The organism is Streptomyces sp. bgisy100 (genome assembly GCF_057709105.1).
Window position 1 is genome coordinate 94393 of sequence record NZ_JBYITE010000008.1, and the last position, 26618, is coordinate 121010.

Genomic DNA, 26618 nt, shown 5'->3' on the forward strand with positions numbered 1-26618 from the left:
GGAGAGGTGCTGGGGTCAGTCGAGCAGGGAACGGCCGATGATCTCCTTCATGATCTCGGTGGTGCCGCCGTAGATCGTCTGGATACGGCCGTCCGTGAAGGCCCTGGCGACCCGGTACTCGGTCATGTAGCCGTACCCGCCGTGCAGCTGGAGGCACCGGTCCGCGACCCGTTTCTGCAGCTCGGTGGCCCACCACTTGGCCATCGAGGCGTGCGCGGCGTCGAGCTCGCCGCGGGTGTGGTCCTCGATGCAGCGGTCGAGGAAGGCCCGGGTCACCGCGCACTCGGTGGCCATCTCGGCCATCTCGAAGCGGATGTGCTGGAGCTTGGCGAGCGGCCGGCCGAACGCCTCGCGCTCCTTCACGTACTCCGTGGTGATCTCCACCAGGTGCTCGGCGCCGGCGGCTCCGGCGACGGCGATGACCAGCCGTTCCTGGGCGAGGTTGGTCATCAGGTGGAGGAACGCGCCGTTCAGCTCGCCGAGCAGGTTCTCCTTGGGCACCTTGACGTCGTGGAAGAAGAGTTCGGCGGTGTCCTGGGACTTCTGGCCGATCTTGTCGAGGTTGCGGCCGCGTTCGAAGCCCTCCGTTCCCCGCTCGACGACCAGCAGGCTCAGGCCCCGCGCGCCGCCCTCGGGGGTGGTCCGGGCGACGACGATCACGAGGTCGGCGAGGATGCCGTTGGAGATGAAGGTCTTGGAGCCGTTGAGCAGCCAGTGGTCGCCCTCGTCGGTGGCGGTGGTGCGGATGCCCTGGAGGTCGGAGCCGGCGCCGGGCTCGGTCATCGCTATCGCCGTGATCAGCTCGCCGCTGCAGAACCCGGGAAGCCAGCGGCGCCGCTGCTCCGGGGTGCCGAGCGAGGTCAGGTACGGGCCGATGATGTCGTTGTGCAGGCCGATCGCCAGACCGGCCGCCCCCGCCCGGGTGAACTCCTCGTGGAGCACGGCGGCGTAGCGGAAGTCCGCGGTGCCCCCGCCCCCGTACTCCTCGGGCACCGCGAGCCCGAGCAGCCCCTGGCGCCCGGCGGCGCGCCACACCGCGCGGTCGACGATGCCGTCCCGCTCCCACTGCTCGTAGTGCGGCTGCACCTCCTTGGTGAGGAAGGTGCGGACGGTGTCGCGGAAGGCGTCGTGCTCGGCGGTGAAGATCTGGCGCTTCAACGGTCCTCCTGAGGGGCCTGCACGGCCCTGCCGGTGAGGTGCGGGAGATCCCAGTCGCGGGCCACCTCGGCGGTGTCCGCGCCGGGCTGGGCGGGCGGGCGGTGGACGACGCCGGGGGTGACGGAGAACCGCGGTGCCGGAGCGGGCTGGGTGATGCCGCCGTGGTCGACGAAGGTGCCGCGGGCGGCGAGGTGCGGGTGGTGGGGCGCCTCGCTCAGCGAGAGGACGGGGGCGACACAGGCGTCGGAGTCCTCGAACACGGCCGTCCACTCCTCCCGGGTCCGGGTCCGGAAGCGGGCCGCGACCAGGGCGCGGAGCTCGCCCCAGCGTTCGAAGTCCTTGCGGGCGGGCGCTTGGTCCGCGATGCCCAGGAGCCGGACGAATTCGTCGTAGAACCGCTGTTCGAGGGCGCCGACCGCCATGTGGCCGCCGTCGGAGGTCTCGTAGGTGCCGTAGAAGGGGCAGCCGCCGTCGAGGAGGTTGGCGCCGCGGCGGTCCCGCCAGCCGCCGGCCGCCACCATGCCGTGGATCATCGAGGTGAGGTGGGCGGTGCCGTCGACGATCGCGGCGTCCACGACCTGGCCGGTGCCGCCGCCGCGGACGTGCTGGAGCGCCGCCAGGACGCCGATGACGAGGTAGAGCGAGCCGCCGGCGTAGTCGCCGAGGAGGTTCGCGGGCACCACGGGCGGTTCGCCGGCGCGCCCGATCATGCCGAGGGCGCCGGTGATGGCGATGTACCCCACGTCGTGGCCGGCCCGTTCGGCGAGCGGGCCCGCCTGGCCCCAGCCGGTCATCCGCCCGTAGACCAGGCGCGGATTGCGGGCCAGGCAGTCGTCGGGGCCGACGCCGAGGCGTTCGGCGACGCCGGGGCGGTTGCCCTCGATGAGGACGTCGGCCCGGTCCACCAGCTCCAGTACGGCCGCGGGGCCGTCCGGGGACTTCAGATCGAGCAGCACCGAGCGCTTGTTGCGGTTGGTGACGTCGTACGCCGGGTCGATGCTCAGCCCCGAGCCGCCGGGGCGGTCGACGCGGACGACGTCGGCGCCGAGGTCGGCGAGGAGCATGGCGGCGAAGGGGCCCGGCCCGATGCCGGCCAGCTCCACGACGCGCACCCCGGCCAGCGGGCCGTTCCCCGATGCTCCCATCAAGCCCCCAGGACTGTGACACATTTGATGTAACATCAACGATGCTAAGAACGTGTTCCACTTCGCACAAGCCCCGGCGGCCGCGAAACGCGGTGGTCCGGATCACCCCCGCCACCCGGCCGCGCGCCCCCGCCGCGGGCCCTGGTGTCCGAAGCGGGAGCGTCGACGGGGGCCGCGCCTACGCGCGGGCGTCCAGCTCGGCGACCAGCCGCTTGGGGGCGATCACCCGGTAGCTCTCCTCCACCCAGTCGCAGAGCAGCTCGGCCGCCGGAGCGCCCCGTTCGGCCAGCGGCACCGACACCCATCCGGCGCGGCCCAGGCCGTACCCCGCGGGTTCCGCGCCCGGCGAGGTCATCGCGTGCTCGTGCACCGCGTCGTCCCTGAGCTTGACCGTGATGCCCGGCGGCCAACTGCCGTCCCCGGTGCCCAGGAAGACGAACACCTTCCGGTTCACCTTGATGACGCTCTCGCCCCAGGGGAACTCCTCCCCCGCGCCGGGCAGCCCGAGAGCGAACTCCCTGACCTGCTCCCGCACCTCCAGCGCCGCTTCCACTCGGGTCTCGGCAGGGTCCTTCGCCGCGGCCATGTCGTCCTCCGGGGTCGGCCGGCCGGAGGCGTACCCGGTGGGCCGAGCGGCCGGCGGTCGTTGGGTCGCGGTCAGCCCGGCAGCTCGCCGGACCGGCCGGTACGGCCCAAGCTAACCCCGGGCACCGACATCGGCGCGGGCAGCAGATGGTCCGCCCGGGCCCCGCTGTCGGCCAGCCGGTGCAGCCGGTGCGGGACATCGCCGCCGATCAGCACGATCACCACGGCCGTCAGCCCGAACGTCAGCACCGCCAGCGCGCTGCCCAGGGGCATGCCCTCGGCCAGGCGCGCACCGAGCACCGGGGCCACGGCCCCGCCGAGCGCACCGACGTTGTAGACGAAGCCGAGCGACGCCGCCCGGGTCCGGGCCGGGAAGTGACCCGCGAGGTACCGGGGCAGGATGCCGGAGATGCCCTGACCGAGCCCCAGCAGACAGAACAGCAGCAGACCGAGCGCGGCGGGGCTGTCCCGGACCGCGAAGACGGGGAAGACGAAGGCGAGTGAGGCGGCCGGCGCGAGGGCGTAGGCGCGGCGCGTGCCGAGCAGGTCACCGGCGTACCCGGCGAGCCAGCAGCCCGCCATCGTGCCGAACCCCGCCCAGAAGAGGACACCGGTGACCTGGCCGGGCGAGTAGCCCAGCTCGGTCTTCAGATAGGTGGGCAGCAGGGCCTGGACGGGCCAGCTGTAGAGGAAGGCGCAGAAGACCGTCACCACCAGGGCCACGTACAGCACCCAGCCGCGCCGGCCGCCCAGCTGCACCGCGAAGGCCAGCAGACAGACGGCGGCCACCACCGACAGCACGGGCACGGCGGCTGCCCCGGCGGGCGTGAAGACCCCGAACAGCGCGGTCGCGGCGGTCACCGCGAGCAGGGAGTTGACGACGGCCCGGGTGCGCCCGGCGAACAGCGGCCGGAAGGGGCTCACCGGCGCTCCGGCGGCGGCCACCTCGGCGCTCCAGTCCGCGGCCTCGGGCAGCGAGCGCCGCATCCACAGGGCCACGAGCACCGGCAGCACACCGATCCAGAACAGCCAGCGCCAGCCGAGCGCCGGGACGACCCAGCGGTGGACCTCGGCGGCCAGCACCGTGCCGAAGGCGTAGCCGGAGATCAGGAACCCGGAGGCCCGGTTGCGCAGCCGGGGCGGCCAGCTCTCCAGGACGTAGGTGGCGCTGGCGCCGTACTCGCCGGCCATCCCGGTGCCGATCAGCAGCCGGGCGACGAAGAGGCTGGTGTAGTCCCAGGCGAAGCCCGAGGCGAAGGTCCCGAGCGAGTAGAGCAGAATGCTGACGACCATCGCGGGCCGGCGGCCGTACCGGTCCCCCAGCGCGCCGAGCGCCGCGCCCCCGAGCCAGCGGGTGACGAAGGCGCCGGAGACCAGACTGGCCGCCTGCACGGGGTCGAGGCCGAAGTCGTCGGCTATCTCGGTCAGTACCAGCGTGATCAGCACGAAGTCGAAGCCGTCCAGGACATAGCCCGCCCAGGCGGCGGCCATCGCCCGCCACTGGCGGCGCGACACCGAGCGGAGCCCGCGCCCGTCCCCCGGCCGCGAAGGGGCCGGGGCTCCGGCCGGCTGCCCGGTCATCGCAGGCCCGCCTCCTCGAGGAACCGGCACACGGCCTTGGTGGCGGCGTCCCCCAGCGGGACCTGCGGCGCGGCGGTGGCCGGGCAGTCGATGACGCCGAGCAGGTGCAGCGCCGCCTTGAACGCGCCGAGCGCGGAGGAGCTGCGGCCCATGACGGACTCCTCCCCCACGTCGGTGAGGGCGAAGAGGGCGGCGAGCCGGTCCTGTTCGGCGGCGGCCTCGGCCCAGCGGCCGGCCCGGGCATGGCCGTACAGCCGCACGTATCCGGCCGGGTCGACATTGCCCAAGCCTGGTACGACGCCGTGCGCCCCGGCGAGCAGCGCGCCGTCGACGGCCAGTTCGGAGCCGGTGAGCACGGTGAAGGTCCGGTCGAGTCCGCGGCGGCGCAGGGCGACGAGGAGGCGGCGCAGCGCTCCGTCGTCGCCGCTGCTGTCCTTCAGTCCGGCGAGGGTGCCGTCCGCGGCGAGGTCCAGCACCGTCGCGGCGGGGAGCTTGGTGTGCACGGCGACGGGGATGTCGTAGGCGAAGAGCGGCAGGCCGGCGCCGGCCCGGACGCGCCGGAAGTGGTCGGCGATCTCCACCGGGTGGGTGCGGGTGTAGAAGGGCGCGGTGGCCACCAGGCCGTCGGCGCCGAGCCCGGCCGCGGTCCGTGCGTGGTCCAGCACGCGGGCCGTCGTCGTGTCGATCGCTCCGGCGAGGACGGGGACCCGCCCGGCGGCGGCCTCGACGACGGTGGCGAGGGCGGTGCGCCGGTGACCGTCGCTCAGATAGGCGGCCTCGCCGCTGGAGCCGAGCGCGAACAGCCCGGCCACTCCGGCGCCGATGAGGTGCTCGACCAGCGCGCGCAGCGACCGGACATCGATCTCGCCGTCAGGGGTCAGCGGCGTGCACAGCGGCGGGACGACGCCGGACAGCGGGGCGGGGAGGGGCATGGTGGCTCCAACGGTCCGACAACCATCACCAGGTGCTGACATTACGGACGTTGGACGTCCCACGTCCTGCACTGACAGTGCCCGAGCCGTTACGCCTCGTCAAGCCCCGGCCGGACGCGGCTGTCCGGCGTGGTGGGTGGGGGCGCGCCGGGCGCGGTAGTCGGCCGGCGGGCCCGCCTCGCCCCTCAGCGGCGCCGACACAAGCCCCCACTCCCTGTTGACCGCACCCTCCGGGGTCCCTAGCGTTGCGTAGCTTGCCGCGGCGACAGGATCACGGCCCCGGCCGCCCCGCCCCGGAAGACGGACGGCAAGAGGCGACCGCCGCATCCCGCCCGCCGCGCTCCCCCGTTCGCGGGAGTGGCGTGGCGAGCGGCGCACGACGTTGGAGTGACGAGTGACGGACACCGGAACATCGGAGCGGCGGGCCCACGACATCGTGCTCTTCGGCGCGACCGGCTTCACCGGCGGGCTGACCGCCGAGTACCTGGCGCGGCACGCCCCCGCCGGCTGCCGCTGGGCCCTCGCCGGCCGCAGCACCGCCAAGCTGGAACGGCTCCGCGACCGGCTGGCCGCCGTCGACCCCGCCTGCGCCGGTCTGCCGCTGCTGCACGCCGACGCGGGTGACCCGGCCGCCCTGCGGGACGTCGCGGGCTCGGCCCGGGTGGTCGCCACCACGGTCGGCCCGTACAGCATCCACGGCGAACCGCTGGTCGCGGCCTGCGCCGAGTCCGGAACCGACTATGTCGACCTGGCCGGGGAGCCGGAGTTCGTCGACCGGATGTATCTGCGGTACGACGCGCGGGCCCGGGAGACCGGGGCCCGGCTGGTGCACGCCTGCGGCTTCGACTCCGTACCGCACGACCTGGGCGTGCACTTCACCGTCGGGCAACTGCCCGAGGGCGTGCCGATCCGGATCGACGGCTTCGTCCGCTCCAACGCGACCTTCTCCGGCGGAACCTTCGCCTCCGCGCTCACCGCGCTCTCCCGGCCGCGGGAGACCGCGCGGGCGGCCCGGGACCGGCGGCACTCCGAGCCCCGCCCGGCGGCCGGCCGCCGGGTGCGGGCGGCCCTGGCCCCGCCGCGGCGCAGCCGGAGCGTGCAGGCCTGGGCGCTGCCGCTGCCGACGATCGATCCGCAGATCGTGGCCCGTTCGGCGGCGGCGCTGGAACGGTACGGACCGGACTTCCGCTACCGGCACCACGCCGCGGTGGCCCGGCTGCCCGTCGCGGTGGCCGGTGTGGCGGCGGTCGGCGCGGTCGGGGCACTGGCGCAACTCCCGGCGGCGCGGCAGTGGCTGTCGGAGCGCCGGAAGCCGGGCGAGGGGCCGAGCCCGGCCCGCCGGGCGGGCAGCTGGTTCGCGGTCCGCTTCGTCGGGGAGGGCGGCGGGCGCTCCGTGGTCACGGAGGTCTCCGGCGGCGACCCGGGCTACGACGAGACGGCGAAGATGCTCGCGGAGTCGGCGCTGTGCCTGGCCTTCGACGACCTCCCCGACCTGGGCTCCCGGGGCCGGGGCCAGGTGACGACCGCCATGGTGATGGGCGAGGCGCTGACCGGCCGGCTGGTGGCGGCGGGGCTGACGTTCCGGGTCGTCCGGACGGGGTGAGGCGGACGGGGCCGCGGAGGGCGGCGAACCGGCCCCGGCGGGCCGGTCGTCCGACACGGCCGTCCGGCAGCCGGAACCGGCCGTCCGCACCCCGGTCCGACGGGCGATCACCTCACCGAAGGCGGCCGACAGGGCGCACGTTCCACAGGTACAGCCCGAGCGCCGCCGGCCTACCGGTAGTGGAGCCGGCGGTGGTCGCGCCGGGTCCACTCCGCGCCCCCGCCCCGCCCCTGGAAGAGGCGGTACGCAACACCCCGCCGCCGACGACCGTCACCGGGCCAGGCGCGCGATCCGCCCCTTCTCGCCCGCGGCCCAGCAGCCGCGGTGCGCCACCCGCCCGCGGTCCGCGGGAGCGTGCCGCGCCTCCGGGAGGCGCCGTGCCGTGGCGCCGTCCCGCCCCCGGTACGCGGCGGAGCGGGCCGGGGCGCAGTCGACCGTGTCGAAGGAGCCCGGGTCGAAAGTCCGCCAGCTGCGGCCGGAGTCGGTCGTCAGGTCGCTGCCGGTGGGGCCCACCGCGATGGCGGCGGTGCGCACGCCCGGGAGCCAGGTCACGCCGGAGCGGTAGGCCGTCGGGGGACGGCGGGACGGGTTCCAGCCGCGGCCGGAGTCGCGGCTGGTGGCGGCGGCTTGCGGGGACGGCTGACCGGGCCGGTAGTCGCCGCCGACGGCGATGCCGTGCCGGCCGCGGAAGGCCACCGCGAAGACGCCGCGGGCCGGATCGCCCGCCGGGACGGTCGACTCGGCCGGCTCGAAGGTGCGGCCGCGGTCCGCGGAGTGCAGGATGCGGGCGGTCGGCCCGCCCCCGGTGGCCAGCCACACGTCCCGGGATCCGGAGACGGTCAGGCACTGGCCGCTCGCCGCGAACGCGGCGTCGCCCGGCTGTGCTTCGGGCATGCCCGCGGAGGGGAGCACCGACCAGGACCGCCCGCCGTCGGCGGTGGAGAGCAGCCGGTACCGGCCGTCGACCGGGTCGCTGAGCGCCAGTCCGTGCCGCCGGTCGAAGAACGCCATGCAGTCGTAGAAGGCCCGGGCGTCGGTGTTCCGGAAGGTCTCGGTCCAGCTCGCCCCGCCGTCGTCCGTGCGGAGGATGCGGGAGGCCTCGCCCTCGCCGATGGCCAGGACCACGGCGCGCCGGGCGTCGAAGGCCTCGATGTCCCGGAACTCCAGTGCGGCGGCGCCCGGTGGTGAAACGTTGCGCCACTGCCGTCCGCCGTTGGTGGTGCGCAGAACGGTGCCCTGGGAGCCCGCCGCCCAGGCGGTGCGCGCGCCGACGGCGGCGAGGCCGCGGAAGCGGGCGGTGCTGCCGGTGTCGGTGAGCTGCCAGCCGCTCCCGGTCGTCGCGGAGGTCTCGGTGGCTCTTGTGGCGCCGGTGGCGTCGGCCTGTGCCGGGGAGGCCGCGAGCAGCAGCCCGCAGAGCCCGGCAGCGACGATGTGCCTCACCTCGCTGGGTAACCTCATGGCGCCGGAAGTTAGCCCACCCGGGGTGCCCCGTCCACCCCGCGACCGGGGCGGCTCAGCCGACCGGCTGGGTGTGCAACTCCTCGTATCCCGGCGCCACCCGGGTGACGACGACCTCGGTCACGCGGTAGGCGCAGACCTCCTCCTGGACGAACGGGTCGCTGGCCACCACGGCCTCGATCCGGTCCCGGTCCTCGCCCACCGCGATGATGAGCCCTCCGTCGCGCGGGTTCTTCCGCCCGGAGACGACGAACACGCCCGCCTCGTACTGCTCGTTCAGCCACTCCTTGTGGGCGGGGAGCAGGGCGTCGATTTCGTCGAGGGGTGCTGTGTAGGTCAGCTCGAGTACGAACATGATCCCGAGCCTACGCTCCGGCGGGCCACCGCCGGGCCACGCCCCTCGTCCGGACTCCGGTGACGGAGGACGGACCCCGGGTACCGGCCCACCGGCCCTGCGGAGGCCGCCCACGCGGTGCCCGCCGTCAGCCCGCGGCCGCCGTCAGCCCGAAGCCGCTGCCGCCAGCGAGCGGCGGCACAGACCGTCCGCCTGCCGGGTGGTCTCCGGGAGCCGGTGCCGGGACAGCCGCAGCGTGTGGGCGCAGGCGTGTTCGAGGCTGACGGCGTGTCCGACGGAGACGAAGACCGGCTTCACCCCGTCCTGGGTGCGCAGCGCCCGCCCGACCACCTCTCCGCCGTCCACCAGCGGCGACCAGGCGCCGCGCGGAGTGTCCGGCTGCTCGTAGGAGAAGGAGAACGGCGTCTTGGCGACCCCGAAGGACGGGATGCCGGTGAGGACGCCGAGATGGCTGGCGAGCCCGAGACGGCGCGGGTGCGCGATGCCGTAGCCGTCGCAGACGACCAGGTCGGGCAGGCTGCTCAGCTTCTCCAACGCCGCCAGGACGGACGGCAGCTCACGGAAGGCCAGCAGGCCGGGGACGTAGGGGAACTCGGTGCGGCCGGTCGCGGTGGCCCGGTCCACCACCGCGAGGGTCTCCAGGTCCAGGACCACCGCGGCGGCGGCCACCCGGCCGGAGTTCTCGTCGTAGGCCACGTCCACCCCGGCGACCCGGCCCGCGGCGCCCGGCACCGGGCCGGGGCTGTCCAGATCGACGAGCCCGCGCAGCCGGCGCTGCTCGGCGACCGCCTCGTCCTCGGTACGCGGCCAATCCCCCACAGTCCATCCCATGGGGCTGTCCTATCAGGCCGAACGGGTCCGCACCACGCGCGGGTAGGGCCCGGGCGGCGGCGGGGCACGGACCGGACCCGGATCGCGGTCCGGACCTCGATCACCTCTCCCCGACCGGCCAACCGGCCAACCGGCCAACCGATCGACCGACCGACGCGGCGCGGCGCGGCGCGGTCCAGGCTCGGACGACCTCTCCCCCACCGGCCCGCCGGACTCCCCCTGCGGACGCGCGTTCGAAGGGCTCCGGAGTCCCGCCCGGTCCGCTCCGCGGGACCCGGCCGGCGTCCTTGCGGCATGCGTTCGAAGGGGGGATCCGGTGCCGCTCGGCCCGGGGCGGCACCCCGGTCGGCGGTAACCTTTTTTCCTGATCTGTCGAAGGAAAGCGGGCCGTCCGTGAGAGCCAAGAAGTGGCCCCTGATCGCCGCCGCGCTGGTGCCGGTGCTGACCGCCGGATGCGCTGGCGCCGGTGACGACGCCCGGGCCGGGGCGATGGACGCCCCCGTGGTGAGCGCACCGGTCTCCGCTCCCGCCCACACCAACCGGGAGGGGACGGCGGTGGTGTACGGCAAGGCCGACGCCGCGCACGTCCTCGCGGTCTACCTCGACCTCCGCTGCCCGCACTGCGGCAAGGCGGAGACCGCGCTCGGCCCCACCATGCGGAAGCTCGCGGACCAGGGCATGTTCAAGATCGAGTACCACTTCGCGACGTTCCTGGACGGATCGCTCGGCGGCAGCGGATCCGCTCGCGCGCTGAACGCGCTGGGGGCCGCGGCCGACCGGGGCCAGCGGACCTTCGGGGACTATCTGCACGTCCTCTCCGCCCACCAACCGGCGCGGAACGACGACGCCTTCGGCTCCCCCCGCACCCTGCTGGAGCTCGCGGACCGGGTCGACGGCCTGCGGGCCCCCGGCTTCGACCGCGCGGTCGAGCGGGAGCACTGGATGCCCTGGGTGAAGAAGGTGTCCAAGGCCTTTTACACCAGCGGGGTCTCCAGCACCCCCACGGTGCAGCTCGACGGCGCCCCGCTCACGGTGCTGACGGGCCGTGGAGAAACCGTCGGACCTGCCCGTTTCGCCCGTGAGGTCCGCAACAGCCTCTGATTTTCCCGTGACCGAGGTCACGCCCCCCTCGAATGCACGGAATGGCTTCGTCCGGCGTCTCACCCGGTGCCGCGACACGGACCCGACACGAGCGCGAGGAGCCAGGCGTTGTCCCCTGTCATTGACCAAGCCGTCCAGGCCGGTCTGATCACCGCCGAAGCGCAGGTGCTCGACATCCCGGCGGTGCTGCGCTACCGGCGCGACGACCCTCTGGCCGTCCGGATCTGCTTCCCGCCGCGGGCCTCGCTGGCCGGTTCGGACGTGGCGTGGGTCTTCGCCCGCGACCTGCTGGCCGCCGGACTGAAGGAGCCGGCCGGCGACGGGGACGTCCATGTACGGCCGTTCGGCGCCGGCACCACGGTCCTGGAGTTCCACGCGACCGTCGGCACGGCCATGGTCCGGATGGACTCCGCCGACCTGCGCCGCTTCCTCCAGCGCTCCTATCTCGTGGTGCCCGCGGGCGAGGAGTCGGCGCAGTTCGACCTCGACCGCGAGCTGGCCGCCCTGCTGCGCGAGGCGTGACGGACCCCGGGGCGCCGCCGGTGGCTCCGGGCGGCGCCCCGGCAACGGGGGCACGGCAACGGGCCGCGGCACGGCTCCGGCGCGCTCACCGCGGCACCCGTACCGGAGCCGGCGGGCCCCCGGCGGTCTCGCCGAACCGCAGGCGGACGAAGCGCGGCCGGTAGAGGGAGACATTGCGGTTGACGTGGGCGAGGGCGGTGGAGTCCGGTCCGAGCCAGTTGACGTCATAGCTCAGCAGCAGCCTGCCGCCCGCCCCCACCTCGGGGTGCGCCTGCGGGCTGTAGGCCGCGGTCTTCGGGTCCGGCGCCGAGTCGGGCGGCAGCGGCGCGCGGAAGCCGCGGTCCGGGCCGCGCCACGGCCCCTGCGGTGAGCACGCCCAGTAGGTGGCGACGGTGGACAGCCCGGCCGCCCGCGGACCCCCCGCGTCCATGGTGAGGAGCACCCAGGTGCGGCCCCTGCGCACCACGCTGAAGGCGCTGCCCACTCCGTGGCGCGCGCCGTCCCCGAGCACCGGGTGCGCCCGCGCCGGATCCCGTCGCCAGCCCGAGCCGTCCCAGTAGCGCCACGCGGAGCGGTCGGCGAGGGAGCCCGTGGGCACCCGCGCCAGATAGGCGTACGAGGACGGCCGGGCCGGGGTGGCGCCGGGGCCCTCGTCACCGCCGTAGACATAGGTCGTGCCGCCGCGGCGGACGGCCGTGGTGCCGTAGAGGACCCGGCGGCCGGGATCCGGCCCGCCGGGCCCATGGATGCGCTCGATGCCCTCCAGCCGCAGGCCGGGGAGGGAGAGGGTGGCGACCTCGGTGGCCTCGGGCACCCCGTACAGCCAGGGCGGCGGCCCCTCGGTCCGGGTCCACAGCAGGACCCGGACGACCTGCTCCGCCGCGCCGGGCGTCCGCGGCTCGACGAGCGCCTGGACCGGCCAGCGCCAGTGCCGCGGCCGGGCCGACACATCCGGGAACAACGGCGCGGGGGCGGCGGCCGTACCGCCGGTGAGGGTGCGTTCCGGCCGGCCGGACGGCGTCGTCACCACGGCGGAGTTCCGCACCCAGGCGGGCCCGCCGGGCGGCGCCTCGCGCCAGGCGTGCGGCTGGCCCGCCGGGTTGGGCGGGCCGTGGACCCGGCCGAGGAAGGAGTCCGAGAACAGCCACAGGATCCGGCCGTCCGGGAGGCGCACCGAGTGGGTGCCGTCGCCCCCGGTCCAGTCGTCGAGGCGGCCGGGGTCGTCGCCGTAGCGGGCGAACGCCCCGGTGGTGCGGTCGTCGGCGGACCAGGAGGCGATCCGCAGGCCGGGGCACCGCGACGGCGCGCCGTCGCCCGTACCGCCCCCGGCGAGCGCGGCCAGGGCCCCGGCGGTGAGCAGCAGAGCGACGAGGATCACGGTACCGGCCCGGCCGCGGACCGGACCGGCCCGCGGTGCCGCACGCCCGGACCAAGGGCCCACACCGACCACCTCCATGACGAGACGTCAGTCCGCGGCAGGTTACCGACGGGTCACCCGGCCGGTCGACAGGGCGAGGTCCGGTATCCGAGGAATGCCGGGAATGATGTCCGCTGGGCGGATGAGGACGGTGGAGCCGGCGCCGGGTGACGTTCAGGATGGGGCCACCAGCAGTCGTCCGCCGACCCCAGGGAGCCCCTGTGCCCAGCAAGAAGGCGCTGATCCGCCGCCCCAGCCCCCGCCTCGCGGAAGGCCTGGTCACGCATATCGAGCGGTCGCCCGTCGATCCGGCCCTCGCGCTGCAGCAGTGGGACGGCTATGTGCAGGCGCTGATGGCGCACGGCTGGGAGCCGTTCGAGGTGGAGCCCGCCCACGACTGCCCGGACAGCGTCTTCATCGAGGACACGGTGGTGATCCACCGGAACGTCGCCCTGATCACCCGCCCGGGCGCCGACTCGCGGAAGCCGGAGACGGCGGCCGTGGAGGAGGCCGTGGCCCGGCTCGGCTGCTCGATCAACTGGGTGTGGGCGCCGGGGACGCTGGACGGCGGCGACGTCCTCAAGGTCGGCGAGACCATCTACGTGGGCCGGGGCGGCCGGACCAACGCGGCGGGGGTGCAGCAGCTGCGGGCCGCCTTCGAGCCGCTCGGGGCGCGGGTGGTCGCGGTGCCGGTGAGCAAGGTCCTCCATCTGAAGTCCGCGGTGACGGCGTTGCCGGACGGCACGGTCATCGGCCATCCCCCGCTGGTCGACGACCCCGCGGTGTTCCCGCACTTCCTCCCGGTCCCCGAGGAGTCCGGGGCGCACGTGGTGCTGCTCGGCGGCGGAAAGCTGCTGATGGCGGCGAGCGCGCCGAAGAGCGCGGAGCTGTTCGCGAGCCTCGGCTACGAACCGGTGCCGGTCGACATCTCGGAGTTCGAAAAGCTGGAGGGCTGCGTGACCTGTCTCTCCGTGCGGCTGCGAGATCTGTACGCATAGCGGGACGAAGCCGGGCGCCGCTCCACCGGCATTGGCCATCGCCTTACCGGGGCCTTAACCTACGGATTCGTAACCTACGGCTACGTAGGTGTAGTACCTGTCCCCGTACGCCAGGAGCCGCTTTGTCCATCAGCCCTGCCCCCCTCAACGGCTCCAGGGAATGGAGTGACGCCCGGCTGCTCTACGCGCTGGAGGAGGTCGTCGAGACCGAGCTCAACCGGCATCTGAAGGTCGCCAAGGACTGGATGCCCCACGAGTACGTGCCCTGGAGCGACGGCCGGAACTTCGGCGGCGTCATGGAGGGCGAGCCCTGGTCGCCGGAGCAGTCCAAGGTCAGCGACATCGGCCGGACCGCCCTGGTGGTGAACCTGCTCACCGAGGACAACCTCCCCAGCTACCACCACGAGATAGCCTCGCTCTTCGGCCGGGACGGCGCCTGGGGCACCTGGGTCCACCGCTGGACCGCCGAGGAGGGCCGGCACGGCATCGTCATGCGGGACTACCTGCTGACCTCCCGCGCCGTGGACCCGGACGAGCTGGAGCGCTTCCGGATGTCGCACATGTCGGAGGGCTTCGAGTCCGACAACCGGCACAGCATGCTGCACTCGGTCGCCTACGTCGCCTTTCAGGAGCTCGCGACCCGCATCTCGCACCGCAACACGGGCCACCACTCGGGCGACCCGGTGTGCGACCGGATGCTGTCGCGGATCGCCACCGACGAGAACCTGCACATGGTCTTCTACCGCAATCTGCTGGGGAAGGCGTTCGAGCTCGCCCCCGACCTGACGATGTGTGCCGTCCGGGACGTCGTCGTCAACTTCCGGATGCCCGGTCACGGCATGCCCGGCTTCGAGCGCGCGGCGGCCCGGATGGCGATCGGCGGGATCTACAACCTGCGGATCCACCACGACGACGTACTGCAGCCGGTGCTCCGCTTCCTGAAGGTGCTGGAGATCTCCGGCCTCGGGCCCGAGGGCCTGAAGGCCCAGGAGGAGCTCGGCCTGTTCATGGGCGGACTCGACGACCAGGCGACCAAGTTCGACGAGCGCCGGCAGGCCCTGCTGGCCCGGCGGGCCGCCCGCGCCTCCTGACGCCCGGCACGCCCCGCACCGCGACACGGCCGGCCCCGCTCCCCCACCGGAGCGGGGCCGAGCCGTCTCCGGCGGCCCTCATCCGGCAGGGCGCTTCACCCGACGTCGCGGCGAGTCGGCCACACACAGCAGCAGGCCCGGTGCAAAAGCACCGGGCCTGCTGTCGTAGTAGCGGGGACAGGATTTGAACCTGCGACCTCTGGGTTATGAGCCCAGCGAGCTACCGAGCTGCTCCACCCCGCGTCGGTGAACCCGACTCTACGCGCTCATGGCCGTGGCACCAAATCGTTCCGGCGTCAGCCGGCGCGGAGCCTGCGCCGCTCGTTCTCGGAGAGGCCGCCCCATACACCGAAGCGCTCGTCGTTCGCGAGCGCGTACTCCAGACACGGGACTCGCTCCTCGCACGCCAGGCAGACCCGCTTGGCCTCCCGCGTGGAGCCGCCCGCCTCGGGAAAGAAGAACTCGGGCCCGGTCTGGGCGCAGAGGGCCCGCTCCCGCCACTCGGGCTCGGTGCGGCCGTCCGGGCCGCTGATCTCGATCAACATGGCATCCACTGTGCTGAGCCCCGATCAACGGACACTCAACATCCGATCAACAGCTTCGCGCATATGTGACATCCACCACATACAATCTCCCGGGTACGCGTCGTCACGGCAGCCGGCCGAGCCCCGTCGGCCGGGGAACCGGGGCAGAGCCGGAGGAATCCTGAAATGCCGGAGCTCTTCATCGATGGCCGGTGGACGGCCGCCGTCGACGGGCAGGTACGCGAAATCCGCTGCCCGGCCGACGGCACGCCGGTCGCCACCGTGGACGAGGCGGGTCCCAAGGACGCCGCCGCCGCGGTGGCCGCGGCGCGGGACGCCTTCGACCGCGGCCCCTGGCCCCGTACCCCGGCCGCCGAGCGCGGCCGGCTGCTGCTCCGCGTGGCGGAGTTCCTGGAGCGGGACAAGGCCGACTTCGCCCGGGCCGAGTCCCTCGACACCGGGAAGCGGCTGGTGGAGAGCGAAATCGACATGGACGACATCGCGAACTGCTTCCGCTACTTCGGCAACCTGGTCTGCGCGGGCGGCACCGAGCGGGTCATCGACACCGGCGACCCGGCGGTGGACAGCCGGGTGGTGCACGAGCCGGTGGGCGTCTGTTCGCTGATCACCCCGTGGAACTACCCACTGCTGCAGACCGCCTGGAAGGTGGCGCCCGCCCTCGGCGCGGGCAACACCTTCGTCCTCAAGCCGAGCGAGCTCACCCCGCACACCGCGATCCTGCTGATGCGGCTGCTGGAGGAGGCCGGGTTGCCGCCGGGCGCCGGCAATCTGCTGCTGGGGTCCGGGGCCACCGTCGGCGCACCGATCACCACCGACGAACGGGTGGACCTGGTGTCGTTCACCGGCGGGCTCGTCACCGGACGCCGGATCATGGCGGCCGCCGCGCCCACCGTGAAGAAGATCGCGCTGGAGCTGGGCGGCAAGAACCCCAACATCGTCTTCGCCGACGCGGACTTCGACACCGCCGTCGACTACGCCCTGATGGCGGTCTTCCTGCACTCCGGGCAGGTCTGCTCGGCCGGTGCGCGGCTGCTCGTCCAGCAGGAGCTGCACGACGCGTTCGTGGACGAAGTCGTCGCGCGGGCGCGGGAGATCCCGCTCGGCGGCCCGTTCGACGAGAACGCCCGGACCGGCCCGCTGATCTCCGAACAACACCGCGCGAAGATCGAGTCCTATGTCGCGGCGGGCCTGGCCGAGGGCGCGGTGCTCCGCTGCGGCGGACGGCGCCCGGACGACGCCGCTCTGCAGAATGGTTTCTACTATCTGCCGACCGTGCTCGACGACTGCACACCGGGCATGTCGGTGGTGCGGGACGAGTCGTTCGGCCCGGTGATGACCGTGGAGCGGTTCCGCGACGAGGACGAGGCGGTGGCGCTGGCCAACGACACCGTCTACGGCCTGGCGGGCGGGCTGTGGACCCGGGACAGCGAGCTGGCCCAGCGGGTCTCCTCCCGGCTGCGCGCCGGGACGGTCTGGATCAACGACTTCCACCCGTACGTACCGCAGGCGGAATGGGGCGGCATGAAGCAGTCCGGCGTCGGCCGCGAACTCGGACCGGCCGGGCTGGCCGAGTACCAGGAACCCAAACACATCTGGCGGAACACCGCGCCGCGGCCCCAGAGGTGGTTCGCGTGACCGCCGCGGAGCCGGCCGGCTCCGGCGACCGGCCCGGCGGCCACGACCACGACCACGACCACGACCACGACGACTCCTCGCTCGCCGAACTCGGATACAAGCCGGAACTCAAGCGCACCCTCGGCAACTTCCACACCTTCGCCGCCGGGGTCAGCTACATCTCGATCCTGACCGGCACGTTCCAGCTGTTCTACTTCGGTGTGAGCCACGGCGGGCCCGCCTACTGGTGGTCCTGGCCCATGGTCTTCGTCGGCCAGCTCATGGTGGCGCTCTGCTTCTGCGAGCTGGCCGCCCGGTATCCGGTCGCCGGATCGGTCTACAACTGGTCCAAGACGATGGGCGGGCCGCACATCGGCTGGCTCGGCGGCTGGATGATGATGACGGCCACCATGGTGTCCCTGGCGGCCGTGGCGCTGGCCTACCAGATCACGCTGCCGCAGATCGACGACTTCTTCCAGTTCGTCGGTGACGGCACCGGGGAGAACGACGCGGCCGCCAACGCCGTGCTCCTCGGCTCCGTCCTCATCCTCTTCACCACCCTGGTCAACGCCTACGGGGTGAAGCTGATGGCCCGGATCAACTCGGCCGGTGTCTTCATCGAGCTGGTCGCCGCCATCGTCCTCATCCTCCTGCTGGCCGCGCACATCACCCGCGGCCCGGCCGAGACGCTCACCGACACCTACGGGCTGGGCGAGGGGCAGACCCTGGGCTACTTCGGCGCGTTCCTGACGGCGTCGCTGGCGTCGGCGTATGTGATGTACGGCTTCGACACGGCCTCCTCGCTCGGCGAGGAGTCCCTCGACCCGGGCCGGAACGCCCCCCGCGCCATCCTGCGGGCGCTGATCGCCTCGTTCCTCATCGGCGGCCTCATCCTGCTCTTCGCCCTGATGTCGGTGCCGAACCTGCAGGCCAAGCAGTTGTCCGTGGACGGCCTGCAGTACGTGGTCCTCGCCACGCTCGGCTCCACGATCGGGGAGATCGTGCTGTGGTGCGTGGTCATCGCGATCACGGTCTGCGAACTGGCCGTCCAGGCCGCCGGGATCCGGCTGATGTTCGCCATGGCGCGGGACAACAACCTGCCCGCCGGTTCGAAGCTCGCCCGGGTCAGCCCGCGTTTCCAGACCCCGGTCGTACCGGCCGTGGTCATCGGGATCATCGGAATCCTCATCCTGGTGCTGAACATCAATCAGCCGCAGATCTTCTCGGTGATCACCAGCATCGCGGTCATCATGATCTATCTGGCCTATCTGCTGGTCACCGCGCCTCTCCTGGTCCAGCGGCTGCGCGGCAAGTGGACGCCGGCGAAGGGCCGCTTCTCGCTCGGCCGCTGGGGGCTGCCGGTCAACATCCTGGCGGTGCTGTGGGGCGGCGCGATGGCCCTCAACCTCGCCTGGCCCCGCGCGGAGGTCTACAACGCCACCGGTCCGCAGCACTGGTACCTGCGCTGGGGTGCCTTCGTCTTCATCGGCATCGTGGCCGGCGGCGGCTTCCTCTACTACTGGTTCATCCAGCGGCACCGCACCGGCGTCCTGGCCGAGCACCGGGCGACGGGGCCGGGCGAACCGCAGAACCCCGCCACCTGACGGGCCTCGTCCCGGCCGCCCGACTCCGACCCGACGTACCCCCGCCCCGTACCTCGACACGACGCGCCCCCGTACCCGCGCCTCGTCCCTGTACCTCGCCACGACGCACCTCGCCGTGCGCCTCGACGCGCTGCCGGGCAACCCGATGCCAGGCCGCACGGCGCAAGGCAACCCGACGCACGGCCACCCAACACAAGGCCGCCACCCGACACACGGCCACCCCACGCAAGGCAACCCGACGCTAGGCAACCCGAACCGAACGCACTGAGCACCGAGCACCGAGCTGGAGAGCGCCATGCCCGAAGAAGCCCCCGTGGACACGTTCGACTACGTCGTCGTCGGCGGCGGGACCGCCGGATCCGTCGTGGCGGCCCGCCTGACGGAGGATCCGGAGGTCAGCGTCTGCCTGCTGGAGGCCGGTCCGTCGGACGTCGGCGACGACAACATCCTCCAGCTGACGAAGTGGATGGCGCTGCTGGAGTCTGGCTACGACTGGGACTACCCGATCGAGCCGCAGGTCAACGGCAACAGCTTCATGCGGCACGCCCGCGCCCGCGTCCTGGGCGGCTGTTCCTCGCACAACTCGGCCATCGCCTTCTGGGCCCCGGCCGAGGATCTCGACGAGTGGGCCGCCATGGGCTGCACCGGCTGGAGCGCCGCCGAGTGCTTCCCGCTCTACCAGCGGCTGGAGAACAACGACGAGCCCGGCGACCACCACGGGCGGTCCGGCCCGGTGCGCATCCGCAACGTTCCGCCGAACGACCCCTGCGGGCGCGCCCTCCTGGAGGCCTGCGCCGCCGCGGGCATCCCCACCACCCCGTTCAACACCGGCACCACGGTGATCCGGGGAGCGCACTGGTTCCAGATCAACGCCCGCGAGGACGGCACCCGCTCCTCGGCCTCCGTCTCCTACCTGCACCCGATCCTCGGCAAGCGGCCGAACCTGGAGGTCCGTACGGAGGTGCGGGCCAAGCGGGTGGTCTTCGACGGCAACGGCCGCGCCACGGGCGTCGAGTACCTGGACCCGGACCTGATCCACTCCCGTACCGTCGGCGCCCGCCGCGAGGTGGTCGTCTCGTGCGGCGCGATCGACTCCCCGAAGCTGCTGATGCTCTCCGGCATCGGACCGGCCGCCCACCTCCGCGAGACGGGGGTGGACGTCCGGGTCGACGCACCCGGGGTGGGCTCGCACCTGATCGACCACCCGGAGGGGTTGATCATGTGGGAGGCGAAGCAGCCGATGGTCACCTCCTCCACCCAGTGGTGGGAGATCGGAATCTTCACCGACACGCAGCCGGGCCTGGACCGGCCGGACCTGATGTTCCACTACGGCTCGGTGCCGTTCGACATGAACACCTACCGGCACGGCTACCCGACGACGGAGAACGCGTTCTGCCTCACTCCCAACGTCACCCGCGCCCGGTCCTCCGGCACGGTACGGCTGCGCACCCGCGACTTCCGCGACAAGCCCCGGGTGGACCCGCAGTACTTCACCGATGAGCACGACGTCCGGGTGATGACCCACGGGCTCCGGCTCGCCCGCGAGATCGCCGCGCAACCGCCGCTGGCGGACTGGGCGGGAACCGAGCTGGCCCCGGGCCCGGACGCCCAGTCGGACGAGGAACTGTTCGACTACATCCGCAAGACCCACAACACCGTCTACCACCCGGCGGGCACGGTGAAGATGGGCACCGAGGACGACCCCACGGCCCCGGTCGACCCCCAGCTCAAGGTCAAGGGGGTGACCGGCCTCAGGGTCGCCGACGCGTCCATCATGCCGTTCCTGCCCGCCGTCAACCCGTGCATCACGACGATGATGATCGGCGAGAAGTGCGCCGACATGATCAAACGGGGGTGAGCTGACGGCGCCCGGGCCGGCCCCCTTCCCGAACCCGGGGGCCGGGCCCGGGGTCGGGCCCGGGGTCGGGGTCGGGGTCGGGTTCGGGGTCGGGTTCGGGGTCGGGTTCGGAGAGGCGGCCAGGCCGAAGTGTTGCCCTAGTGATGGGCCTCGTGGCCCGGGACCGTGCCGTCGGGTTCGGCGACCAGGAACAGTCCGGCCATGCCCCGGTCGGAGTGGGTCTGCACGTGGCAGTGGTACATCCAGGCGCCCGCGCCCACGTCCTCTCCGGCGATCACCTGGAAGCCGAAGGACTCCGCCGGACCGGTGATCCTGGTGTCGATGATGCGGCTCGGGTCGTCCGGTCCCTGGAGCAGGCCCGTGCGGTTGTCGGCCCAGCGGTGACCGTGCAGATGGAACGTGTGGTAGGCGTCGCCGTGCGTGATCATGATGATCTCGACCCGGTCCCCGACCGTCGCCGTGAAGGTCGGGGTGTCGGGCGCCGACGTGTTGTTGATGGTCATGTCGTTGAAGACGATGGTGAACTGCTTGTCGGGCAGGATGTCGCCCCTCCGGCGCACCACCACCGGCCCGTACAGGCCCTTCCGGATGCCGGCCGTTCCGTGATCGGTGCCGACCGCGTGATCGTGGTAGTGCCAGTAGCCCGCGCTGCCCGGACGCCAGCTGCCGTCCCGGCGCCTGCCCGGGGCGTGGGTACGCCAGGTGTACGTCCGTGTGGCACCCGGTTCCACGGTGCTCCTGTTGAGCTTGGTGCCGTCGGCGCCGATGCCGTAGTCGAGTCCGTGCACGTGGAGGCCGGTGGCGACATCGAGGGTGTTCTCGAATTCGACGTGCAGGGTGTCGCCCTCGGTCAGCTCGATGAGCGGGCCGGGGACGGAGGCCTTGCCCTTCTCGAACCCGTAGCCCAGCCGTCCGTCGGTCAGCTTCTCCGCGTAGAGCCGCAGTCGGCGGACCTCACCCTCCCCCACGGCCTTTCCCTGTGTCCGGGCCCCCACGGCCTTTCCCTGCGTCGGGGCCCCCACCGCCTTGCCCTGCGACGGGGCCTCCTCGGCCGGGGCGGCGGCTGTGCAGCCGCTCTGGGCGAACGCGGCGGCGGCAGCCCCGCCGGCCAGGATCCGCCGGCTGAAACTGCGTCTCGGGATGGTCCCGGCTGCCTCGGTCATCGTGCTCCCATCGGGCGGGATAGCGAGGGCGCCGCACGGCAGCCGTCCGCGGGATCTCCCCGGGCCGACGGGGTTCGGGCGCCCTGCCCGAACAATCTCATGGGACGCGACCCGATCTTCGGTTCTCCTGCCCGGCCGGCACCCTGTGTCGAACGCGGCCCCGGCCGGACGCACCGCTCTTCGGGTGAACGGACCTCAGTCGGACGGCGCCGCACCCGCGTGCCAGCGCTGGTCGGGCTGTCCGGACAGCGGGCTCACGTCCAGCAGGCTGCCCGGTCCGCCCTCGTCCGGTACGAGGGCGTGGTCCGGGGCGATGTTCGGCCGGATGAGGCCCGCGCGGTCGGAGATCCAGAGCAGGTTCTCGCCGTCCTCCCCCTCGACGAACTCGCAGGTCCAGATGCCGATTCCGTCGTCGACGTCGCCGCGGGTGTCGAGGCAGAAGTCCGGGTCGGCGTAGCTGTGCAGCAGGCCGATGGAGTCCAGGCGCCACTGCTGGGTGGGGGTCCCCGAGCACTGGTCGGTGACCACGTCGTTGCCCTGTTCCAGCTCGTGGTCCTCGATGTCGAGGCACAGGCCGGACGCCGCGTTGACCACCTGGGAGAACGAGTTGTGCACGATTCCGGGCGGCGCGGACGAGGCGGTGCGGGACGGAGACGGTTCCTTGGGCGGGGCCGTGGTGACGGAGACGCTGGGGGACGGCGTCCTCGCCGGTGACGACACCGTCGCGGTGACGGTGGCGGCGGGGGGCTGTTCCGGTGCCCGTCCCATGTCGGCGCCCGCCTCACCCGGCCGGGGGCCGTCGGAAGCGGCCAGCACGAAGGTGAGGAGAACGGCCGTCAGGACCGCGGCCGCCGTCGCCGCCAGCGGTACGGGGCGGGTGATCCACTGCCGTCCCGCCTCGACCCGGGACTGCCAGGGCGCGTCGGCGTGCGACGTCTGCCGGGCGGTTGCGTCGCTCGCCTCGGGTGCCGGGGGCTGCGCCGGGAGCGTGACGGTGGAGGGCGAACCGTCCGACGGCGCCGGGGCGGCCGGCACCGGCACCCGGTCCGCGGCGAGGTAGGCCGCGCCGCCCCAGCCGAGCAGACCGTCGGCCAGGACCGCCCGGGGAGTCGCGCCCAGCGCGGTGAGCTCCACCAGGGCGAGGTGGCAGCCGGCGCACTCGGCCACATGCTGCTCCAGGTCCTCGCTCCGGCGGGGGTTCTCCGGCCGGGCGGCGGCCTCGATCAGACGCCGGAACCCCTGGCACCGCCGGTCCTCGGTGCCCTGCAGATACGTCCGGAGATAGGCCGCACGCATCGCCACCAGGGCCCGTGCGGCGAGGTCCGGCACCCCGGCCGGCCGGACACCGAGGAACACGGCCGCTTCGGTGTCCGGCTCCTCGTCCACCACCGCGTACCAGAGGGCGTCCTGCTGGTGCTGGGGCAGTGCGGAGTACGCGCCGAGCATGACGGACTGCTGCTCGAGGGCGGTGTGCCGGGCCGTCACCCAGTCGGACCCGCTCTGCGTGGTGGCGTCGATCCAGTCGGCGAAGTCGGCGTCCAGCCGGTCCCGGAGACCGCCCGCGGCCCGGGTCACCGCAGCCTGCTGAACGAGCGTCAGCAGATAGTGCCGCCACGCCCCGCGCGGACCGATGCCCCTGCGCACCTCGGGCCAGGCGAGCGCGAACGCCTGGGCGGCAAGCTGATTCCCGGCGGTCTGATTTCTGCTGCACAGGCGGGCGTAGGTGAGGACGGCGGGGAGGTGGCGCCGACGGAGTTCCTGCATGGCGGGTTCGGCGGTCGGCGCGCCGGCCCGTACGTATTCGGTCAGTTCGGAGTCCGACAGGCCGGGGTGGTCGGACCCCTCGCCCACGGAGCTTCGGTCGTTGTTCCGGTCGATCGGGTGGAGCTCGGGCACCGCACGACCCCTCGTTCATGCCATTCGTTCGGTTTTTCCGCTGCGCCGCCGCAAGTGCACTCATGGGTGTAACTGCCGGGAACAGGAGTGCCCATAGTGATGCAGAACTCACTGCAGGAAAAGGGGTTTCCGCGGGTAAGCCCCGAGGGTGACCGGCCGACTACGCCCTGGTCAGCCCATCGGCGGCACGGTGGGGAGCCCGCGCGGCCGCCGAGTTGACTCTGCCCGCCTGGCGGGTGACACCGACACGAGATCGTTCGGCGTCCCGGCTGCCGGAGGCCATTCCTCCCGGCGGACAGAGCAGGCGATGGATCTCCGGCGCGATGTGCGAAGTGCGGATGGCTCCATCGAGCCGGCCGGGCCCAACTCCACTTTTCTGAACTACGGTTGGTCCGAGCTGTACGTCTCTGCCGCTGCCGCCCCGTCGCCGACCGTGGGCGACACCGCCACCCGGGGGGCTTCATGTCGCGATCCGATCTTCGCGCCTTATTCCGGTCCAACAACCGTGATCTCAAAGCGGTCGATGTGTTCGCCGACCGGGAGAGCGAATGGGCCGCGGTGACACAGAGTCTGTCGACGGTCAGAGCGCTGACGACCGCTTCGGGTTTCGATGTGGAGGACCTGGAGGCCCCGCGGCGCAACGTACTGGCCTTCTACGGGGTCGGAGGCATCGGCAAGACCACGCTGTCCCGGCAGATCGTGCACCACCTGACCGGTGACGGGGAAGCCACGGCGCAGTGGCCGGCCCTGGATCCCGAGCTGGGCCGGGCGATTCCGGTGAGGGTGGACCTCGCTGCCCCATCGGGTGTCGATTTCGAGTCCCTGGTGCTGTCGCTCCGGTTGGCCGTCGCGGAACTGGGCCGCCCGATGCCTGCCTTCGACCTCGCCCTGCGACGCTACTGGGAACACAATCATCCGGGGGAGCCGCTGGAGGAGTATCTCCGCAGCCGCTCGTTCTTCCAGCGGTTCGCCTCCTCGATGTCACTGTCCGGGCAGGTGCAGTCCGCCCTCGCGGATGCGGCTCAAGCCCTGTTGATGCCGGGCACCGTGGGGTCGCTGGTCGGCAGCGGCCTCAAGGCCACGGTCCGTGCTCTGCGCGAACGCCGGGAGGAGACGCGTCTCCTCAGTGCCTGCCGTCGGCTTCCCGATCTGCTGGAGGCCGACCCGGACCAGGATGTCCTCAGCTACTACAGCCACCTGCTGGCCTGGGATCTCGCACAGCTGCCGCCTCAGGAGAACGCCACGCTGGTCGTGCTGCTGGACACCTTCGAGGACGTGGGCGACCGGACCCACCGGGACCTGGAGCGCTTGATCCAGCGCATGGTGTGGCTGATGCCCGGAACCCTGTTCGTCATCACCGGGCGCAACCGTCTGCAGTGGGACGACGAACATCTGGAAGGTCAGCTGGACTGGGCGGGAGAGCGGCACTGGCCACATCTGGGGGCGCAGACGACGGCCGAGCCGAGGCAGCACCGAGTGGGCTACCTGTCGGCCGAGGACGCGGAGCGGTATCTCTGCCGACGTCTCACTCTCGACGAGCGGCCGTTCATGGAGGAGAGCACGCGCCGCACGATCGTGGCGCGCTCCCACGGCCTGCCGCTCTATCTCGACCTCGCGGTGATGCGGTTCCTGGACCTTCATGCCCGCGGCCACACTCCTCGGCCCGATGACTTCAGCCACGACTTTCCGGCGCTGGTGGCGCGGACCTTCCGGGACCTCACCGCGCCGGAGCGACAGGTGCTGCGTGCGGTGAGCCTGCTGGATTCCTTCTCGGTGCCACTGGCGACCGCAGCAGCCGGCCTGGACCGCGATGCCCCCGCTCTCCAGCTGGTCGACCGCCCCTTCATCGACACGGACCATGCCGCGCCGTGGCCGTACTCCCTGCACGGTCTGGTTCGCGCCGCCGTCCGGGACGCGGACTCCACGAGCGAGGACCGGTGGAGCGAGGCCGACTGGCAGCGGGCCGCGCAGCGCGCCTTCACCGCACTGGGAAGCGAGTTCCGGCAGGCCCGGGAGAGCGGAGACCGTGCCCGGCTGGTGGCCTGCCTCCAGCAGGGATTGCGTTTGGCGAGGGACCATGCGCTCGACCTCGACTGGCTGGCCGATGCCGCGTACGCGTATGTCGACGGCATGATCTGGGAGCCGGTGGAGATCCCGCGCCGAACCACGGCGTGCAGCGCCGACGCCGACGGCAGAATCCAGCCCTCGCCAGTGGGCTCCGGAGCGGCGGAAGCCCTGGCCACGACACTGACTGCCGTCGCCCGACGACAGCGTCAGCACCGGGAGCTCACGTCGGCAGCCCTGAGTGAAGTCCTCGGCTCCGGGTCCCTGCCGGCTCACCTGCGTGAGATCGCCGAGTACTTCCGGGCCGAGTGCGACCGGGACCTCGGGCGGTTCGACGCCTCGATGGCCGGCATGCGCTCAGTGGCCGAGGGAGGCGGGCGGATGGCTCTCGACGCGTCGAGAGGTCTGCTCCACCTGGCTCGCAGGCTGGGTCACTTTCCGGACGTGCAGAATGCCATCGACCACCTGGGAACGCGTGGACGGCGATCCAGGACGCTGGGTGACCTGTGGTGGCCACAGGGCCGGATCTCACTGTCGTGCGCCGGGTACGCTCGCGGCCGTGACGATGCCGAGTCCGCCGGCGAACGGGGCGAGGCAGCGCTTGCCCAGGCCTGTCTGGCGTTCGCCGCCTCCTTCGGGGACCGGACCCGGGCCCGGGAGCAGATCGCCCGCAGCGCGGATCTGCTGCGGGGGGTCACAGCGCGCTGGGCCGATCTGCAGCGGCAGAACGCGGAGTTGCTGTGCGATGCCGGAGCCGATCCCGGCTTGCCGCAGCGCGCGGCCTCGGTGGCTGCCGAAGCCGAGAGCACGGGCCTGACGTCGTCAGCCGCCTATGCGCGTCTGGCCGAGTGCTTCCACGCCGCGGTCCTGGACGACCAAGCCGCACTGGGTGACGCCCGCGAACGCCTTCGGGCCCACGTCCGCGGGGCAGAGTTCGCCTACCTGCTGGAACTGTCGTATCTGATGGCGGACGACACCCCGCCGGAAGACCTGCCGCGTGCCCAGTGGCTGGACGGCGAGGATCAGACACGCGCGCGGTGGACGAGCTGTGTGGCGGACCGGCGCCAAGAACTGATCGGGCTCATGGAAGATTGATA

The 26618-nt window shown here is 72.8% G+C and carries 21 protein-coding genes and 1 tRNA gene; 9 read left to right on the forward strand and 13 right to left on the reverse strand.

The window, feature by feature from the left end:
• Positions 1-15 precede the first annotated feature (15 nt).
• The 5 genes from AC3EQ1_RS08005 to AC3EQ1_RS08025 form a co-directional block, all read right to left on the reverse strand.
• The gene (locus AC3EQ1_RS08005) at positions 16-1158 is read right to left on the reverse strand and encodes an acyl-CoA dehydrogenase family protein (protein WP_432093589.1); all 1143 of its coding nucleotides are present in this window, start codon (positions 1156-1158) and stop codon (positions 16-18) included.
• Positions 1155-2303 (reverse strand): CaiB/BaiF CoA transferase family protein, encoded by a 1149-nt coding sequence (locus tag AC3EQ1_RS08010; protein WP_432093590.1) that lies wholly within the window; start codon positions 2301-2303, stop codon positions 1155-1157. Before AC3EQ1_RS08010 ends, AC3EQ1_RS08005 begins: the two co-directional genes overlap by 4 nt.
• Before the next feature lie 178 nt (positions 2304-2481).
• A complete protein-coding gene (locus tag AC3EQ1_RS08015; protein ID WP_432093591.1) occupies positions 2482-2889 on the reverse strand; it encodes an MmcQ/YjbR family DNA-binding protein in 408 nt (135 codons plus the stop codon).
• Between the two features lie 71 nt (positions 2890-2960).
• A complete protein-coding gene (locus AC3EQ1_RS08020) occupies positions 2961-4469 on the reverse strand; it encodes a sialate:H+ symport family MFS transporter (RefSeq protein ID WP_432093592.1) in 1509 nt (502 codons plus the stop codon).
• A complete protein-coding gene (locus AC3EQ1_RS08025) occupies positions 4466-5401 on the reverse strand; it encodes a dihydrodipicolinate synthase family protein (protein ID WP_432093593.1) in 936 nt (311 codons plus the stop codon). Before AC3EQ1_RS08025 ends, AC3EQ1_RS08020 begins: the two co-directional genes overlap by 4 nt.
• Before the next feature lie 394 nt (positions 5402-5795).
• Between AC3EQ1_RS08025 and AC3EQ1_RS08030 the strand changes: the two genes are divergently transcribed.
• Positions 5796-7004 (forward strand): saccharopine dehydrogenase family protein, encoded by a 1209-nt coding sequence (locus AC3EQ1_RS08030; protein ID WP_432093594.1) that lies wholly within the window; start codon positions 5796-5798, stop codon positions 7002-7004.
• Between the two features lie 270 nt (positions 7005-7274).
• On the opposite strand, the gene AC3EQ1_RS08035 is transcribed toward AC3EQ1_RS08030, so the two are convergent.
• From AC3EQ1_RS08035 to AC3EQ1_RS08045, 3 genes are all read right to left on the reverse strand, one after another.
• Positions 7275-8462: a WD40/YVTN/BNR-like repeat-containing protein gene (locus AC3EQ1_RS08035; RefSeq protein ID WP_432093595.1), complete on the reverse strand. Its 1188-nt coding sequence runs from the start codon at positions 8460-8462 to the stop codon at positions 7275-7277.
• A 55-nt stretch (positions 8463-8517) separates the two neighbouring features.
• Complete coding sequence (locus AC3EQ1_RS08040; RefSeq protein WP_432093596.1) at positions 8518-8817, reverse strand: YciI family protein; 300 nt, start codon at positions 8815-8817, stop codon at positions 8518-8520.
• A 144-nt stretch (positions 8818-8961) separates the two neighbouring features.
• Positions 8962-9648, reverse strand: a complete 687-nt coding sequence (locus AC3EQ1_RS08045; protein WP_432093597.1) for an endonuclease V — start codon at positions 9646-9648, stop codon at positions 8962-8964.
• Between the two features lie 393 nt (positions 9649-10041).
• On the opposite strand from AC3EQ1_RS08045, the gene AC3EQ1_RS08050 reads away from it, so the two are divergent.
• Positions 10042-10749: a thioredoxin domain-containing protein gene (locus AC3EQ1_RS08050; RefSeq protein WP_432093598.1), complete on the forward strand. Its 708-nt coding sequence runs from the start codon at positions 10042-10044 to the stop codon at positions 10747-10749.
• Between the two features lie 108 nt (positions 10750-10857).
• The gene (gene ssgD / locus AC3EQ1_RS08055; RefSeq protein ID WP_432093599.1) at positions 10858-11271 is read left to right on the forward strand and encodes a spore wall synthesis regulator SsgD; all 414 of its coding nucleotides are present in this window, start codon (positions 10858-10860) and stop codon (positions 11269-11271) included.
• A gap of 85 nt (positions 11272-11356) precedes the next feature.
• Here the strand turns inward: ssgD and AC3EQ1_RS08060 are convergent, their stop codons facing one another.
• On the reverse strand, positions 11357-12727 hold the full coding sequence (locus AC3EQ1_RS08060) for a DUF5005 domain-containing protein (protein WP_432093600.1): 1371 nt from the start codon (positions 12725-12727) through the stop codon (positions 11357-11359).
• Positions 12728-12909: 182 nt separating this feature from the next.
• Here AC3EQ1_RS08060 and ddaH point away from each other — a divergent pair, with 182 nt between their 5' ends.
• Positions 12910-13686 (forward strand): dimethylargininase, encoded by a 777-nt coding sequence (gene ddaH / locus AC3EQ1_RS08065; protein ID WP_432093601.1) that lies wholly within the window; start codon positions 12910-12912, stop codon positions 13684-13686.
• Between the two features lie 122 nt (positions 13687-13808).
• The gene (locus AC3EQ1_RS08070; protein ID WP_432093602.1) at positions 13809-14777 is read left to right on the forward strand and encodes an acyl-ACP desaturase; all 969 of its coding nucleotides are present in this window, start codon (positions 13809-13811) and stop codon (positions 14775-14777) included.
• 169 nt (positions 14778-14946) lie between these two features.
• Here AC3EQ1_RS08070 and AC3EQ1_RS08075 read toward each other — a convergent pair.
• Together AC3EQ1_RS08075 and AC3EQ1_RS08080 are read right to left on the reverse strand one after the other, a co-directional pair.
• A tRNA-Met gene (locus AC3EQ1_RS08075) sits at positions 14947-15020 on the reverse strand.
• Between the two features lie 53 nt (positions 15021-15073).
• Positions 15074-15322 carry a WhiB family transcriptional regulator gene (locus AC3EQ1_RS08080; RefSeq protein WP_388846575.1) on the reverse strand — a complete coding sequence of 83 codons (249 nt, stop codon included), beginning with the start codon at positions 15320-15322 and terminating at the stop codon, positions 15074-15076.
• A gap of 165 nt (positions 15323-15487) precedes the next feature.
• On the opposite strand from AC3EQ1_RS08080, the gene AC3EQ1_RS08085 reads away from it, so the two are divergent.
• The 3 genes from AC3EQ1_RS08085 (at position 15488) to AC3EQ1_RS08095 (ending at position 20398) form a co-directional block, all read left to right on the forward strand.
• A complete protein-coding gene (locus AC3EQ1_RS08085) occupies positions 15488-16957 on the forward strand; it encodes an aldehyde dehydrogenase family protein (protein ID WP_432093603.1) in 1470 nt (489 codons plus the stop codon).
• Positions 16954-18540 (forward strand): APC family permease, encoded by a 1587-nt coding sequence (locus AC3EQ1_RS08090; RefSeq protein ID WP_432093604.1) that lies wholly within the window; start codon positions 16954-16956, stop codon positions 18538-18540. The genes AC3EQ1_RS08085 and AC3EQ1_RS08090 overlap by 4 nt, the downstream gene beginning before the upstream one ends.
• 295 nt (positions 18541-18835) lie before the next feature.
• Positions 18836-20398 (forward strand): GMC family oxidoreductase, encoded by a 1563-nt coding sequence (locus tag AC3EQ1_RS08095; protein WP_432093605.1) that lies wholly within the window; start codon positions 18836-18838, stop codon positions 20396-20398.
• A 137-nt stretch (positions 20399-20535) separates the two neighbouring features.
• On the opposite strand, the gene AC3EQ1_RS08100 is transcribed toward AC3EQ1_RS08095, so the two are convergent.
• Positions 20536-21540, reverse strand: coding sequence for a multicopper oxidase domain-containing protein (locus AC3EQ1_RS08100; protein WP_432093662.1), 1005 nt, complete (start codon positions 21538-21540; stop codon positions 20536-20538).
• Between the two features lie 216 nt (positions 21541-21756).
• On the reverse strand, positions 21757-23457 hold the full coding sequence (locus AC3EQ1_RS08105) for a ricin-type beta-trefoil lectin domain protein (RefSeq protein WP_432093606.1): 1701 nt from the start codon (positions 23455-23457) through the stop codon (positions 21757-21759).
• Positions 23458-23919: 462 nt separating this feature from the next.
• On the opposite strand from AC3EQ1_RS08105, the gene AC3EQ1_RS08110 reads away from it, so the two are divergent.
• The gene (locus AC3EQ1_RS08110) at positions 23920-26616 is read left to right on the forward strand and encodes an ATP/GTP-binding protein (protein ID WP_432093607.1); all 2697 of its coding nucleotides are present in this window, start codon (positions 23920-23922) and stop codon (positions 26614-26616) included.
• Positions 26617-26618: the final 2 nt, after the last annotated feature.

What these genes read in the sequence shown, in the direction of transcription:
- AC3EQ1_RS08010 (WP_432093590.1), bottom strand. Translation starts at nt 2,303, where the DNA reads ATGGGAGCATCGGGGAACGGCCCGCTGGCCGGGGTGCGCGTCGTGGAG.
- AC3EQ1_RS08025 (WP_432093593.1), bottom strand. Translation starts at nt 5,401, where the DNA reads ATGCCCCTCCCCGCCCCGCTGTCCGGCGTCGTCCCGCCGCTGTGCACG.
- AC3EQ1_RS08085 (WP_432093603.1), top strand. Translation starts at nt 15,488, where the DNA reads ATGCCGGAGCTCTTCATCGATGGCCGGTGGACGGCCGCCGTCGACGGG.
- AC3EQ1_RS08110 (WP_432093607.1), top strand. Translation starts at nt 23,920, where the DNA reads ATGTCGCGATCCGATCTTCGCGCCTTATTCCGGTCCAACAACCGTGAT.
- AC3EQ1_RS08095 (WP_432093605.1), top strand. Translation starts at nt 18,836, where the DNA reads ATGCCCGAAGAAGCCCCCGTGGACACGTTCGACTACGTCGTCGTCGGC.
- AC3EQ1_RS08080 (WP_388846575.1), bottom strand. Translation starts at nt 15,322, where the DNA reads ATGTTGATCGAGATCAGCGGCCCGGACGGCCGCACCGAGCCCGAGTGG.
- AC3EQ1_RS08020 (WP_432093592.1), bottom strand. Translation starts at nt 4,469, where the DNA reads ATGACCGGGCAGCCGGCCGGAGCCCCGGCCCCTTCGCGGCCGGGGGAC.
- AC3EQ1_RS08035 (WP_432093595.1), bottom strand. Translation starts at nt 8,462, where the DNA reads ATGAGGTTACCCAGCGAGGTGAGGCACATCGTCGCTGCCGGGCTCTGC.
- AC3EQ1_RS08040 (WP_432093596.1), bottom strand. Translation starts at nt 8,817, where the DNA reads ATGTTCGTACTCGAGCTGACCTACACAGCACCCCTCGACGAAATCGAC.
- AC3EQ1_RS08060 (WP_432093600.1), bottom strand. Translation starts at nt 12,727, where the DNA reads ATGGAGGTGGTCGGTGTGGGCCCTTGGTCCGGGCGTGCGGCACCGCGG.
- AC3EQ1_RS08015 (WP_432093591.1), bottom strand. Translation starts at nt 2,889, where the DNA reads ATGGCCGCGGCGAAGGACCCTGCCGAGACCCGAGTGGAAGCGGCGCTG.
- AC3EQ1_RS08045 (WP_432093597.1), bottom strand. Translation starts at nt 9,648, where the DNA reads ATGGGATGGACTGTGGGGGATTGGCCGCGTACCGAGGACGAGGCGGTC.